Below are 15,027 nucleotides of genomic sequence, written 5' to 3'. Positions count from 1 at the left end.
CGGAAATTCGGTCGGGTGGGCGCGTGGACCCTGGAATCGCTGGAGGGGCGGCACCTGTAGCATTCCGCGCCCCCGCCCACACACCGGGCGCAGCGAGCATTCGAAGGGCCAGCCGGACACCGGAACAAGGGCGTCCTTCACTCGCGACACGCCGGGCAACACCGTGGGATCCGAACGGCATAACCATGGTCGATGACCGGCACGAGGTGGTGCCCTCAGCGCTTAAAGACTGGAATTCCGGCGGACACCTCGACATGCGATCAACAAACGATGGTCGTTCGCGTTCGTCAATATGCAGGCAAGTCGCACGCTTTCCCGCCCCTGACCAGCGGTGATCTGCTTCATGCTCAGAGGACAGCAATAACACCCATCAGTGCGTTATTGCTGTCCTCTGAGCATGAAGCAGGAGAAGGGAAGGAGGGCGGTAAGGCGAGAAACTATGAGTAACAAGAAAATTCAAGAGGGAAGAGGAGTAAGTACTGTTGGGTGAGAATCGGTGCAGTTGGGTGCGTAGTTGCAGTAGGTAACGAAGGCGAGTAACTGGCGGTCCGGTAGGCGGTAGCGTCTGGCAGTGTGGTGGCGTCCCGGTGCGATCGTGGCGGAGTTCACGGTCCGGCTCGGTGCGAATAGCGGCGGTTCCGAGTCCGGCGAGAGACCACTGCCGGTGCGACAGAATCAGTTTCGGTATCCCTGGGTGCGCGCCGCATGGTAGCCGCGCCGTCCCTCCACGAGTCAAGGACGATTTTCCAACCGGCGGTCCGAATTTCCCTGCAGTGGAGTGATCGGAAATTCGTCCTTGATCGGGAGCCTCTACGGCGCGGCGGGCAGGCGGTGGGGGGCAGGCCGCGGGCCTGCCCCTCGGAGAGCGCGGCGCGCGCCCAGGGATTCCACGCTGTCCGAGGTCCCCATTCCCATTGACACGTGCGTGTCAAAACCATTGGGCCGCTGGTTGACACGTACGTGTCAAGCACTCGGAAGGAACCGGAGATCATGACCGACTCCGACACCATCACCGGCCTGCTCGTCTCCGCATTGGAAGGCGTCTGGGCGGCAATCCGTTCCCGCCACCCGGACGTACCAGAGGTGGTGCTGACCGTAGGTTCGGGATCGATCGGCAGCGACCTCACCCTGGGGCACTTCGCACCGAATCGGTGGGTGCGTGGTGAATACGAACTCCACGAACTGTTCATCGGCGGCGAAGGACTCCAGCGAGGCGCTGCCGGTGTGCTCGGCACCCTGCTCCACGAGGCCGCACACGGCGTCGCGGTCACGCGCGGGATCAAGGACACCAGCCGCCAAGGCCGCTGGCACAACGAGCGATTCCGCGTCCTCGGCGAAGGGCTTGGGCTCACCCTGGAGCATCACGAGAAGATCGGATGGTCGCTCACCACCGTGCCGGACAAGACCCGCGAACTCTACCGAGATGAACTGGAGGAGCTCGCTTTCGCGTTGGTTGCCTACCGGCGTCACGAACCGGGCCGGCGCGGCGGACGCAAGTCCAACAACAACGGCCTGTCCGCAGAGTGCGATTGTGGCCGGAAGATCCGAGTTTCCCGCAGCGTCTACGAGGCCGGATCGATCTCCTGCTGGCTCTGCGGAGGCACTTTCGAGGCGGAGGAGTAGGTAGCGGTCAGGTCACAAGTAGAGAACGGCAGAAAGGCCCGGTGGAAACCGGGCCTGAACTGGTCGAACCTTGGTGCGCGATACTGGGATTGAATCAGCGATGCCCCTGGGTGACGGCCTCATAAAGACAATCACGAGCCCGAGGCGCATTTCGTTACCATCATCTACATCAACGCGCGCGCACTCTGACCTCGCCCGGCTGCATAGACCACCATCAAAACACGTTTTTCAGCCGGAAAGCTCTATCGGGCCATTGCCTCCAGGAACGCTTGGGTCTCAGGATCGGTCGAATAAACACCCACTCCCCGCATTCCGCGAGTTAGCAAAACTTTATAGGTGTTAAGGATCAAGGCTTCAAATTGAGTCTCACCTACTTTTTCAACAGCAGGATCGCGGGAGCATTCCGGACGAGCTAGCCAACGGTCTCCCCTACGAACAAGATCCGGCCCAAAAATAACCCCCGCCCAATCGTATTCGAACCCTTGGGCGGTATAGATGCATCCAATCTGCTCGAACCCACGGTCGTCGGAGGCCCATGAGTAAGAATCTGGCACTCCGATAATATGCCTGCCTGACTTCGCATTCCATGGCCGTCGCCAGTTTCCTATCTCAACATCAGCGACCAGTCTTCTTCCGTATTCATCATCTATTGGATCACTCCATGGCCAACAGAGGCCCGCAGTTAGCCTGGCTGTTCCCCCACGCTGTTCCTGCTGGTACCGAAGCCAGGCTTCAAGATCCTCTGGGGATGACGCGCTGACTACTCGAAATTCATCATCTTGCCCCTGAGTCAATTGGCTCCAGGTGATTGCAGGCGGTTGACCCGCGGAAAGCAATCTTTGAACCCAGGTTTCAAACGTATCCGAACCGCCGAATCGAAACTGACCGGTAAGATGAATTGTTTCGATTGCGCATCCCGCCGCCTCAGCGGCAGTCATTATGCTTCCGACAGAGCCCGATTCTCCGGGTCGCACAATCTGAGATTCATCGATGAAGAATACTGACACCCAGGCAGCGCTAATGAGTTCCTCAACCTGCTTTCGGGCTTTGATACGAGCTTCCCTGCGAGTAAACCGGTTTACACTGGTTTCACGGATTCGATGAGCTTCATCACATATTAGGACATCGAGTTCTAGCGGACTCGCGCTAACATAACTATTGAAATATTTGAACAATGCCTTAATGCGAGGATTCCTCGTACCCGCCACTTTGCGCAAGGTATTTGTCAGTGTGCTGGACCCCGTTGCATGATGCACAATTATTCCTTGCCTAACGAGGTCTCCGAGCATACTCAATGCGAGTGTGCTTTTCCCAGATCCTGGACCGCCCTCGACAATAATTACGGTCTGCCTCTTTGCAGCCCGCGCACGATTAACAGCTTGCATTACTATGCTGTATGCAACGCGCTGCTCATCCACCAGTATGGATTCATCGCCTCTTTGAATTCCTTCCGCTGCAAGCTGCAGCAGCGGTTTTGATGGTGAGTGATTAAACGCCAAAAAAGAGTCGGCCGTCTTCCGTGCGCGATCTCTGCCCGCGTCAACATCAAGCACAGACCTAAGATAATCCAGCATTTCGGCCCGGTCGTCGCCGGTGAACATCCGACCGTAATTGCTCGGAGTGTAGAGCATGAGCGATTGGACATCCGCGGCCTTAGCGTTGTGAAGGTATGCGATTCCATGCAAACTATCCGGTATCGCATCTAGTTCCGGAGTTACATCTATCAGATACCTGCAGTAGGAGCGTACTTGTTCTACGGGGTGCAATACAGGATCCGAGTAACTCGCCAGTGATACCAACCCAACTCCTGCCAATTCAGCGTTCGACCACGCCTTTAATTCAACCAGGACATAACTCGGACCCCCCGTCCTCGGATGGACGCCGCATAAAATAGCGTCAATTCTCTTAGGGCTGTGCGGAAGTCTCTGTTCAAGTAGGACTTCTACATCACCAAGACCGCCGTCGACGACATCCACAAGAAACGTTGGAAGACTATTGGACCATGCCTGCATCTCACTAGAGCCGGCTCGATGATTCAATTCAAGCTCAACCTGCGATGCCAGTTGCTGTGGCAACCTCCCCGCGAAAGCCTCGGTATAAAGATAGTTTGCGCTTTGACGTACGAGAGCCACTAGTTCCCCCAGTCGTCGGCGGTCAGGACAATAAGTTCGTCGGGTTGCGCCTCAACACAGAATCGACGCTCCAGAAGTGTGGCATCAATCGCGATCTTTCGGAGCCGCGACGATATCGCCTCATGGCTTGATTTTTGAGCCAAATATACTGCCAAATGCCGGATCTTAGCTGCAAGCTTCGGTGTTATTTGCCGATCACGTCGGAAAACCGGTGTCGCAATTGAGATCAGTTCTCTAAGTAGGTCAGTCTCCCAGCGTGACAACCCGTGAACTCGGTCTGCCATAAGCTCAGCCTTGACAAGGTTATCAGAAGGGCCGTCGGGAGAATCATGTATTCCAACGACGGTTTCCGCACCTGATGCTCGAGCGAGCAGACGTGCGAGAATCACAATCTGCACAGCATTGAATGGGTCATCCCGACCGTAGGTAAGTGCCACTTCGAGAATGAAACAAGGCTCAAGCGGATTGCCTTTCTTCCTCAGCTCTTCGGAGACTAAGAGTACGTTATTCTCGTCTTTCACGTCGGAGATGGACCCTGCTCTGGCTTTGGACAGTTCGCACGCAATCCCTTGAACCAAGTCGTCCATCTCATTGCCGGAAAGTACATCTGTGCCAGCTTTCACAAATTCAGGATCAAGCGCGGCAGCGATTACGAGAGCATTTATGCAATAACTATCTAATCGGAAATTTATCGACGCTTGCAGCCGATTATCGAGTTGGCCAACCCTTATTGCAATCCTTCGGGCAAGTTCAGCGTCGATAAAGTGAACAATAGCTAAAATTGGAAAATAAGCGCGAACGCTATCATCGTGCAGCTCACTCGCGATCTGATCGGTATTCGCCGAAAGTGATCTTATTACCATGTTTGTCACTTCATCTAATACCAGCCTGTCCGGCCGATCCACCGTGCTCATAGTTCCGCTTCGGACCCATCGAGTAGGCAGACCGAACTCCGAGTTGAGCCAAGCCCTTCTCATGTTCGCTGGAGCCAAATCTCCATTTGCGAGCTGGTCCAGTTCGGCTACAGTAGGCAGGCGGTACTTCGAGGATGGCCCCAGAACGGAATTTGCCCATGCAACGAAGCGAACCGCGTCACCACCGCGGACGCCGCGGACTGGCTCGTCAAGATTGCTAGGATATGGAGCATCGGGCAATGGGAAGTTGGTATCGTTTTTAGTGCATTCCGCAAATATAAGGAATACCTTCGCCGATACAAGCTGAGGAGTTCTCCGGCGAATGAGGCTGAACAAGGAGATCTCTGCGAAGAGCTCAGCTGATTGGCGAGACGGTGCGCGTAAGAATTCGTCTACAAGAACGGCCGACTCTTCTTGCCCCGTATCATGCTTCATCCAAGCCAAGAATAGAACACAGCCGCGCCACCAGTCTGGGTCCTCTCGTACATGCGCCATCAGAGTATGCACAAGATGGTTCTCATGGATATGCACCGCTGCAAGATACTCTTGAAATGTCTTGTGGGTGAATGAGACAGCGCCACCAGCTGTCAATGTAACAAGCCCGTCGGATTTCAGCGCACGAGCTGGGCCTTCGAGGTCGCCCGCACCAATTTGTGGAGAAAGCGTTGGGATCGTTGATGATAATTCTCTGTTAGCCATCATGGCAAATGCCAACGAGGTCAAGGCCGTACGTTTTTGGGCCGGATCGAGCCCTGGCGAAACTCGTCGACACAACAGCACGTCGCAAATCTCTCGATATAGATCTACGCGACTTTCAGGGAGTCTCGGATCTAGCGAGACATCCAGGAGAGTTCGATAGAGCGAAATCATCATCGTGAGCAGTAACGGATTTACTGCGAGGTCGTGCAGATCATGATCCTGAATTTGTTTGAGAAAACGATCGGCATGCCGTTGCGATTCAGATCGAAGCATCGCCAAGAACCGCTTACGAGTAAAGGCCGCCACTTGGTCCCCAGTCAGAGGCATGACCTGCGCCACTAGGTCCACTTGCGATACAGGGCTACTAAGGTAGGTATCTGGCCGACAGGTAAACACGAATCGATTCTCATAATTTTTCCAGGCTGGCGATTTCTCAATCCACGATATAATTTCCCTGCGCGACCGTACATCCGCAACCTCGTCCAGCCCGTCCATGATCACAAGACAATTCCCTTTTGCGAGCTGGGCCTCCAGCCATTTTTGACAGCCTTCGATTTCTCGCCCACCGAGAGATCCTAGCCTCGCGAGAGATAGTGAATCACCTCCCAAAATCTGGGGCGCACAGTCCGGCAAAGTGATCAGTATTGGAATTACTCCTCGAAGATTTTTGAGCTGGCCCTCCTTGCGCCCCAGGCTGTGTCCAGATTTCTTACTACTAGAGGTGAGTTCATGCGCGAGGTAGTGCGATAGTGACGTCTTGCCCATTCCGGCAGCACCGAGGACTACCAGCACACGCACCTTATTTTCGTTGAGGATATCGAGTATCCGTAGCCGTCGCGTGTTCAGGAGGCTTTCAGCCGAGAGCGCGTCGGAGGGGATATTTATCGGACGGCGTTCGGCGATATGGATTTGAACATATACATCCTCGAACAATAGGCGCGACGAGTCGATCTCGGCCGCACCCGTACTGCCAATTTGCTTCAGTCGATTTCGAAGCTGGTGTCGATACAGGCGGTCATATCGGGAGAGTACACGGCCCGCCATGATACTAATTCCATCAGCTTGACGTTGAATCCAGTGATTCACTTCTCCTTTGACGGTGCGCCAAAGGAACGCCGCGACGACTAGAACTGTCGCATATACCGCAAATCCCGCTACCAGCAGCGCTGGGTGATCCTTTGCAAACCCTTTAAGCAATGCAGTGACAAGTGCGGGTAGTCCCAGGGTAGTTGCCGTGCCCACCACCCACCGTCTGACTCGGTTCGAAGAGATGGCCACATCGGTGCTCTCTTCCTTCACCACAGTGCCCCCTTGGCGGTTCAACGTGCAGTCACGCGCGCCACATAGAGTATCTGCACGAGCAATGTTCGGCGAATAATCGGCTGTAAGCGATTGATTGCGCAGGATCACATACAGGAGACGACGCACGGAACCGGATCCATCGCGTCTTTGCTTATCATCATCCGGCGGGCGAGCTGGTGATCCGACAGCGGACCGGCGGTAGCGAGGCTGCCGATGGAACCGGTCACTTTCACTACCATGGCCACTGTCGGTCACGTCCAGGTCCAAGTGCGCGTGATCGCTGCGCGTAGAAGCACCACTAAGCTCGCCACCAGCGCGAGAAGCGTTCCACCCCAGCACACTCCGAGGCTCCAGCTGATGTAGTTCTGGTTGTGTTTGGGCTTGTTCGGGCAAGGATTGTTCACGAGCGCGACCATCACGACGGAAGCCGCGATCAACCGACGTGCACCACAATGGCGTACAGCGCGGACATAGAAGGCTGTCTATCCCTCGCAGGACCTTCCAGCGGGCGGGATGTGTGAGCGGCCGGGCGCGCTCAGGTCGGTCGTTATGCGTGGTTCCAACCTGATCGCGACGCGGGTACCACAGGACTACTCAGCTGTGGGAGACAAGCGCCGATGGGCCAGTCATCGACGCCGCTACAGCGATGCGGCGGGCCGACGTAGGCTGCGGCACCGGGCTTTACGCGCGACCATCAAGATCAGTCGGGACGGATCGGTCCACCTAGGGATTCTGCGGTTTCACTCCCCCGGGACCAGTATTTGCGCAGGTCAGGACAGTGTTTCGGGGGCAGGAACTACTAATCCCTAGGTCGCAGGTTCGATTCCTGCCGGGGGCGCACATGGGGTGACTGACCAGCGACAACGCTGGCAGTTACACCAGTACCCGCACCGGGGAACCCGCAAACCGCACTGTAACCCCAACCAACTCCCAACTAATTCACTTCGCGCCGACCGCATTGTGAAGCGCGGCGGCCGCCGCCGGATGCACCCGCCCCCGGGCCGTGTACCGACGCTGGGCCGTCGAGGGGTCGGCGTGCCCGAGGACGTCGGCTGCGACACGCGCGGACAAGCCGGCTTCGTCCAAGATCGTCGCGACGGCACCGCTACCGCCGCAACCATCCCCACAGCACCGCCACATTCCTGACAAACCAGGGTTTGCCGTTCCACTGCACGAACGGGCCCTCACCGACTGCGAGCGAGTCCCCGGCGGTGATCACCCGCTGACCACTGTTGTGCGCGGCAATTTGGCCGTGGCGTCCGCCGCCGCACCTGCGCCGGCGCGTGCGCGGTGGTCGGGTTCGCGTGACGCGCAACCAGAGTCACCACGCGAACGCTGGCTCCGCCCGGTGGTGCCGGTACGGGAGCTGGTCACCCTCACCCGAGACCCGGACTCCGGTGGCTACCGCGTCGCCGATGGCTGTGATTATCTCGGCCGCATCACGCGCCCGGTCGACGCGGACGCTGGCAAGCGCTCGACCCGCACAACACTGTCCTGCGCGCTGGCATCACGTATGCCGCCGAGCCGGGCAGCCCATCGCACAACAGGTTGCGTCCAATAGCGTGGTGTAGCAGCAGCGATCGGCTGTTGAGTCTGTCGTAATCCCCGGACAGCAGGGTGGCCACCGCGTGATCCTTCAGAAGACCTACCAAGTCGCTCCGAAGGAAGAAGACCACGCGATGACCAATCTCCAGCCTATCGACCCTGCCAAGCCCTTCGCCGAACAAGTGGCGATGGCCAGCCCGGACCTGCTGCGCGCCATGGTGTCGAGCTTCGTACAAACCTTGATGAGCGCCGAGGCCGACGCCGCCTGCGGCGCCGGCTACGGCGAACGCAGCGACGACCGCGTCAACCACCGCAACGGCTACCGCCACCGAGACTTCGACACCCGCGTCGGCACCATCGACGTGGCGATCCCGAAACTGCGGTCCGGCAGCTATTTCCCGGAGTGGCTGCTCGAACGCCGCAAACGCGCCGAACGAGCCCTGACCTCGGTGGTCGCCACCTGCTATCTGCTCGGGGTGTCGACGCGGCGGATGGAGAAACTCGTCGAATCCCTCGGCATCACAAGCCTTTCCAAGTCCCAGGTGTCGATGATGGCCCGCGATCTCGACGCCCAGGTCGAGGCGTTCCGCACCCGCCCGCTCGACCAAGGGCCCTACACGTTCGTCGCCGCTGACGCCCTGGTGCTGAAGGTCCGCGAGAACGGGCGTGTTGTGAACGTCCACTGCTTGATCGCCACCGGTGTCAACGCCGACGGCTACCGCGAAATCCTCGGTCTGCAAGTGGTTTCCGGTGAAGACGGCGCCGGTTGGCTGGCGTTCTTCCGTGACCTGGTCGCTCGCGGCCTGACCGGCGTCGCCCTGGTCACCTCCGACGCCCATGCCGGGCTCGTCGCGGCGATCGGGGCGACGCTGCCGGGCGCGAGCTGGCAGCGCTGCCGCACCCACTACACGGTGAACCTGATGTCGGTCTGCCCGAAATCGTCCTGGCCGTGGGTGCGGACCCTGCTGCATTCGGTATTCGATCAAGCAGACACTGAATCAGTTGCCGCCCAATATGATCGGATGCTCGACGCCCTCGCCGAGAAACTGCCGAAGGTCGCCGACCACCTCGACGCCGCCCGCGCTGACCTGCTCGCCTTCACCGCGTTCCCCAAACAGATCTGGCGACAGATCTGGAGCAACAATCCGCAGGAACGACTGAACAAGGAGATCCGCCGCCGCACCGACGTCGTCGGGATCTTCCCCGACCGCGGCTCGATCATCCGCCTGGTCGGCGCCGTCCTGGCCGAGCAACACGACGAATGGATCGAAGGCCGACGCTACCTCGGCCTGGACGTTCTGGCCCGCTCCCGCGGGCTCACCTCCGCCGACGAACAGGAGGACACCGCACCCGCAGAGCTCACCGCCTGACCGAATACCGGATCATGCGGTGACCACCCGAGTTACACCACGCCCTGGGACTTGACCGCAGCAGGTCGCGGCTGCGATCGAATCCAGTTGCTGGAGGTGGGGTGCTCGGGTGGCGTGATTCCCGGCTGCTCGTGTCGGGCTGGTGTGCGCAGGGCGCGGGGAAGTGTGGTCACCTCGCCTGCCCTACCGGACTTGGGCTGACGCCGGGTCGGGAGCGTTTCCCACCGATCCCGGCCCGGGGACTGCACGCATCACCTTCTACAGACACAACCCATCGCAAGTCCATCCTGAGTTCCTCGAACGCCGAACAGCCACAGCGGTCTTCTCCTCGCTACATCCCATCCTGCGGATACCGCAACCCCGAGATCCAAGCGAATACCTCCTGCAGCGACACCCACATGCAGGTTCAAAGGTGAGCGGGCTGGGAGACGAAGGCGCGCCCCCAACCCCGCCCCCTCCCTTCTCCAGGCATCTTTTGATCTTTTGGGTTTTCAGTTTTCGTTCGGGGCCGAGGCATATGCCTTCGGCCTGGTCGATGCTGTGCTGCGAGCGATGAGTAGCGATGAGTGCTGACCAACGCCGGGAAATCCCGCGGCGAATCACCGCTATCGACAGGGTCGAAGCTCGAATGACGGTGGGGCGCAGACGATATCGGGTTGGGAGATTCGCCTGATCGGCCGTACCACTCGCCTCCTGACCGCTGTCGGCGCGGAGATCCCGCTCCGCCTGCCTCTGCTGATCGAAGTTGTCGACATCCGCGCGAGCGACACCACCGAGCTGAGCGAACCGGGGAAATGACAACGGAGGCTCCGGGTTCGGAGCCTCCGTTGTGTTTGCCGGTTCGGGTCAGGCGCGGATGACCGCTCCTACCGCGGAGGACGCGGCGGCGACGGCTGCGTCGCGGGCGGCGCTGGCCTCGTCCTCGGTCAGGGTGCGGTCGATGGCGCGGAAGCGCAGGGCGTAGGTCAGGGACTTGCGACCCTCACCGGCCTGGGCGCCCTCGTAGACATCGAAGAGCGAGATGTTCTCGAGCAGTTCGCCCGCGCCGGCGCGGAGGGCGTCCTCCACGGCGGCGGCGGAGACAGCCTTGTCGACGCTGATCGACACGTCCTGCAGCACTGCGGGGAACGCGGAAACCACGGGGGTGGGCCGGATTTCGCGCAGCGGCAGTGCGTCGAGGTCGAGTTCCACGGCGCAGGTGCGCGGGGGCAGGCCCGAGCGCTCCAGGACCGCGGGGTGCAGTTCACCGGCGTGGCCGATGACCACCCCGTCGACGACGAGCTCGGCGCACCGGCCCGGGTGCCACGGAAGGTATTGCGCGGCACGACGTTCGATCACCAGGTCCGAAGCGTCGGCGATCGCGTCCACCAGGGCGAAGGCATCGCCCGCCTCGACCGCACGACCCGCACCCCACGGGCCCCGCGGCTCGCGGCGACCGGTGAGCACGGCACCGATGTGGATCGGCTGCTCCGGCAGCGACCGCAGCAGCACGCCGATCTCGTCCTCGGTGGGACGGCGGTCGACGGGCAGCGGGCCCACCGGCACGGTCTGCTCGTTCGGCAGCGTGACCTGGCCGATGCCGTAGATGGCGAGGTCGCGCTCCCCGCGGGAGATATTGCGGGCGGCGATCTCTAACAGACCGGGCAGCAGCGTGGACGACAGCTCGGCGCGCTCGACATCGAGCGGGTTGAGCACGCGCAGCGTCTTGCGGCGCGAGTCATCGGCGTCCAGACCCCAGGTGTCGAAGACACCGCCGGGCATGAAGACCGGCGCGGGCACCTCGACGCAGCCCTCGAATGCCAGCGCCTTGCTCACCGCGCGGCGACGACGCTGCTGGGCGGTGAGGCCGCGGCCGGCGGGGGCGGTGGGCAGCACCGACGGGATCTTGTCCAGACCCTCCAGGCGCAGCACCTCCTCCACCAGGTCGGCCGGCTGGGTGAGGTCGGGCCGCCAGCTCGGCGGGGTGACGACCAGCTGCCCGTGCCCGGACTCGCTGACGCCGACCTCGATGGCGCAGCCCACCTGCTGCAGACGGCGGGTGGCCGCGCCGGGCGCGTAGTGCACGCCCGCGGTGCGGTCGGCCAGGTCGATGTCCATGACGATCGGCTCCCGCGCCGGGGTGGGCACGCGCACGTCGGTCAGCACGGATTCGACTGTGCCACCGGCGATCTCGGCCAGCAGCGTGGCGGCGCGATCCAGCGCGGCCACATTGACCTCGGGGTCCACGATCCGCTCGAACCGGCGGCTGGCCTCGGAACCGAGCTTGTGGCGGCGCGCGGTGCGAGCCACGGCCACCGGGTTCCAGGTGGCGGCCTCGAGCAGGATGTCGGTGGAGGTGCCGGACACCTCGGTGCTCGCGCCGCCCATGATGCCCGCGAGCGAGATGACGCCGCTGTCATCGGCGATCACCACGTCCTCGGAGTCGAGGGTGCGCTCGGCCTCGTCGAGGGTGCGCAAGGTTTCGCCCTTGTGCGCGCGGCGCACCACGAAACCGCCCTGCACCTTCGTGGCGTCGAAGGCATGCAGCGGCTGGCCGAGCTCGAGCATCACGTAGTTGGTGACGTCGACGGCCGGGGAGATGGGTCGCACGCCCGAGAGCAGCAGGCGACGCTGCAGCCACCACGGGCTCACGGCCTTCGGGTCGATGCCGGTCACCCGGCGCACCGCGAAGCGCGTGCACAGCGAATCGGGCTCGAGCTTCACCGACCAGGCATCGGCCTCGTCGTCCGGCAGCAGCCGCACGGCCGGATCCCCGTATTCCAGGTCGAAGCCACAGGCCAGTTCACGCGCCAGGCCGCGCGCCGAGAAGGCATAGCCGCGATCGGGGGTGATGGCCAGCTCGATGACCGTATCGTCCAGACCCAGCAGCTCATTGGCGTCCGCGCCGGGCTCGGCGGTGCCGGGCTCCAGCACCAGGATGCCGCTGTGATCCTTCCCGATCCCCAGTTCGGCGACCGAGCAGATCATGCCGTTGCTGGTGTGGCCGTAGGTCTTCCGCGACGCGATCTGGAAGCCACCGGGCAGCACGCCACCGGGCAGCACCACGACCACCAGGTCGCCGACGGCGAAATTCCGTGCGCCGCAGACGATCTCCTGCAGCTCGGGATTGCCGACGTCCACCTTGCAGAAGCGGATCGGCTTCTTGAACTCGGTCAGCTCGGTGATCTCGGCGACCCGTCCGACCACCAGCGGGTGCTCGATGTCACCCTGCACCTGGTGCAACCGGTCGACCTCTTCGACCTCCAGCCCGACCCGGACGAACCCCGCGTCGAGCTCCTCCGGCGTCACCGACCACCCGGGGGTGGTCCGCTGCAGGATTTCCGTCAGCCAGGACTGCGCTACTCGCACTTGACGTTTCGCTTCCTCGTATCGGGGTCAGGTCAGGACTGGATGCCGAACGGCAGCGTGAAGCGCACATCGCCCTCGACGATGTCACGCATGTCCGGCAGGCCATTGCGGAACTGCAGGGTCCGTTCCAGACCCATGCCGAACGCGAAACCGCTGTACACCTCGGGATCGATGCCGCTGGCGATGAGCACCTTCGGGTTCACCATGCCGCAGCCGCCCCACTCGACCCAGCCGGGGCCGCCCTTCTTGTCCTCGAACCACACGTCCACCTCGGCGGACGGCTCGGTGAAGGGGAAGAAGCTGGGCCGCATGCGCGTGGTGGTGTTCGGACCGAACAGCGCCCGCGCGAAGGAGTCCAGGGTGCCCTTGAGGTGCGCCATGGTCAGGCCCTTGTCGATGGCCAGACCCTCGATCTGCGAGAACACCGGGGTGTGGGTGGCGTCCAGCTCGTCGGTGCGGAAGGTCCGCCCCGGGCAGACCACGTAGATCGGCAGCTCACGAGACAGCATGGAGCGCACCTGAACCGGCGAGGTGTGCGTGCGCAGCACCTGCCGCGAACCCTCCGGCGCGATGTGGAAGGTGTCCTGCATGGTGCGGGCCGGGTGGTCCGGCAGGAAGTTGAGGGCGTCGAAGTTGAAGTGCTCGGTCTCGACCTCGGGACCCTCGGCGACCTCCCAGCCCATGGCCACGAACACATCCGCGACCCGCTCGGACAGCACCGAGATCGGATGCCGCGCGCCCTGGGCGTGCCGACGGGCGGGCAGGGTGACGTCGATGGTCTCGGCGACCAGAACCGCCGCGTCGCGCTCGGCGAGCAGCTCGGCCTGGCGGGTCTCGTACGCCTGCGACACCCGGCCGCGCGCGACATTGACGCGCTTGCCGGCGTCGGCCTTCTCCTCCTTGGGCAGCGTGCCCAGCGAGCGCTGCGCCAGCGAGATCGGCGACTTGCCACCCATGTACTCGGTCTTGGCGGCAGCCAGCTCGTCCAGGGTCGAGGCCGAGGCGAACGCCTTCTCAGCAGCTTCCGCGGCGGCGGAGAGCGACTCCTCGCTCAACGCAGCGGTCTGCTCGGCACTGTTGTCATCGGCCACGATGGTTCGTCACTCCCCAGGCTGGTTACGGGTCGGGCGGAAAGTCTTGTCAGCAATGGTTACTGCGTACCCATTCTTGCTGGTCGCATCGTAATCCTTGTAATCAGGCCACCTCACCTGGATTTCCCCAGCTCGGGACCACCCTCTCGGCGCGGTGGCCGGACCGGCGGTGTACGAATGAACTCGTGAAGTCCCGGCCCCTGACTCTCATCGACGACACCGACCGCCTCATCGAGTACTCGGTGGCGATGGACCGCATGCAGCGGATGTGGGAGGAGCGCGTCGCCGACCAGCGGCCCGACACGCTCTGGCTGCTCAGCCACGAGCAGACTTTCACGATCGGACGCCGCACCCCGGAGGCGCATCTGCCAGCTCCCGAGACCGACATCCCCGTCTTCACCACCAACCGCGGCGGCCAGCTCACGTATCACGCGCCCGGTCAGCTGGTCGGCTATCTCATCGTCAAGCTGCAGCCCGGCGAAGGCGTCGTTGATCTGATCCGCGATGTCGAACTCCGTATCGTGACGGCCCTGGCCGAACTGGGCATCCCGGCCGAGCGCCGCGACACCCCGGCCGGGTCCGAGCTCCTCACCGGCGTCTGGACCCGCGACACCGGCCGCAAGATCACGTCCATCGGTATGCGCGTCGGCCGCAATGTCTCCACGCACGGCTTCGCCGTCAATGTCACCGGCGACCTCACCCCCTGGAAGCTCGCGGTCGCCTGCGGCATGCCCGATGTCGACATGACCTCCGTCGAGCGGGAACTCCCCAGGCAAGAGTCGCCGACGATGGATCGGGTGGTCGCCACCATCGCCACCGCCTTCGAGGCCGCCGCTGCTACAAGCCCGGCCCCATAGCGGCGCCACCTCCCGAGTGCACCTGAACGCGTTGTGTCCCTTCCGGACCGGTCCGGAAGGGACACAACGCGGGTCGTGGCGGCGGTAACCAGGCGCACGGGGTGCCGCTGCAGCCGGTCGGTTGGCGGGTTCGGTAGTGGAGCGCC

The 15,027-nt window shown here is 62.1% G+C and carries 7 protein-coding genes and 1 pseudogene; 3 read left to right on the top strand and 5 right to left on the bottom strand.

Annotation, left to right across the window (positions count from 1 at the left end; all coding sequences use genetic code 11):
• The first annotated feature begins 921 nt into the window (after positions 1 to 921).
• Positions 922 to 1,623 carry a hypothetical protein gene (locus ACFXKA_RS04460; RefSeq protein ID WP_379426028.1) on the top strand — a complete coding sequence of 234 codons (702 nt, stop codon included), beginning with the start codon at positions 922 to 924 and terminating at the stop codon, positions 1,621 to 1,623.
• Positions 1,624 to 1,865: 242 nt separating this feature from the next.
• On the opposite strand, the gene ACFXKA_RS04455 is transcribed toward ACFXKA_RS04460, so the two are convergent.
• The 3 genes and pseudogenes from ACFXKA_RS04455 to ACFXKA_RS04445 all read right to left on the bottom strand — a co-directional run.
• Positions 1,866 to 3,254 carry a DUF2075 domain-containing protein gene (locus tag ACFXKA_RS04455; RefSeq protein WP_379426026.1) on the bottom strand — a complete coding sequence of 463 codons (1,389 nt, stop codon included), beginning with the start codon at positions 3,252 to 3,254 and terminating at the stop codon, positions 1,866 to 1,868.
• A 500-nt stretch (positions 3,255 to 3,754) separates the two neighbouring features.
• On the bottom strand, positions 3,755 to 6,796 hold the full coding sequence (locus ACFXKA_RS04450) for an NACHT domain-containing protein (protein ID WP_379426025.1): 3,042 nt from the start codon (positions 6,794 to 6,796) through the stop codon (positions 3,755 to 3,757).
• Between the two features lie 813 nt (positions 6,797 to 7,609).
• A pseudogene (locus ACFXKA_RS04445) lies at positions 7,610 to 7,771 on the bottom strand (site-specific integrase); the annotation flags it as partial.
• 578 nt (positions 7,772 to 8,349) lie between these two features.
• On the opposite strand from ACFXKA_RS04445, the gene ACFXKA_RS04440 reads away from it, so the two are divergent.
• Positions 8,350 to 9,585, top strand: a complete 1,236-nt coding sequence (locus ACFXKA_RS04440) for an IS256 family transposase (protein ID WP_379426023.1) — start codon at positions 8,350 to 8,352, stop codon at positions 9,583 to 9,585.
• 846 nt (positions 9,586 to 10,431) lie between these two features.
• Here ACFXKA_RS04440 and pheT read toward each other — a convergent pair.
• Both pheT and pheS read right to left on the bottom strand, forming a co-directional pair.
• The gene (pheT, locus tag ACFXKA_RS04435) at positions 10,432 to 12,933 is read right to left on the bottom strand and encodes a phenylalanine--tRNA ligase subunit beta (protein ID WP_379426021.1); all 2,502 of its coding nucleotides are present in this window, start codon (positions 12,931 to 12,933) and stop codon (positions 10,432 to 10,434) included.
• 32 nt (positions 12,934 to 12,965) lie between these two features.
• A complete protein-coding gene (gene pheS, locus ACFXKA_RS04430) occupies positions 12,966 to 14,024 on the bottom strand; it encodes a phenylalanine--tRNA ligase subunit alpha (protein ID WP_379426019.1) in 1,059 nt (352 codons plus the stop codon).
• A 185-nt stretch (positions 14,025 to 14,209) separates the two neighbouring features.
• Here pheS and lipB point away from each other — a divergent pair, with 185 nt between their 5' ends.
• Entirely contained in the window at positions 14,210 to 14,881 is a 672-nt protein-coding gene (gene lipB / locus ACFXKA_RS04425; RefSeq protein ID WP_379426017.1) for a lipoyl(octanoyl) transferase LipB, read from the top strand.
• Positions 14,882 to 15,027 lie beyond the last annotated feature (146 nt).

The sequence above is a fragment of the Nocardia sp. NPDC059228 genome, assembly GCF_042754245.1.
GTDB lineage: Bacteria > Actinomycetota > Actinomycetes > Mycobacteriales > Mycobacteriaceae > Nocardia.
The sequence above is the reverse complement of the archived record's forward strand: the minus strand, read 5'-3'. Positions and strand labels throughout refer to the sequence as shown.

What these genes read in the sequence shown, in the direction of transcription:
- ACFXKA_RS04455 (WP_379426026.1), bottom strand. Translation starts at nt 3,254, where the DNA reads ATGCTCTACACTCCGAGCAATTACGGTCGGATGTTCACCGGCGACGAC.
- ACFXKA_RS04440 (WP_379426023.1), top strand. Translation starts at nt 8,350, where the DNA reads ATGACCAATCTCCAGCCTATCGACCCTGCCAAGCCCTTCGCCGAACAA.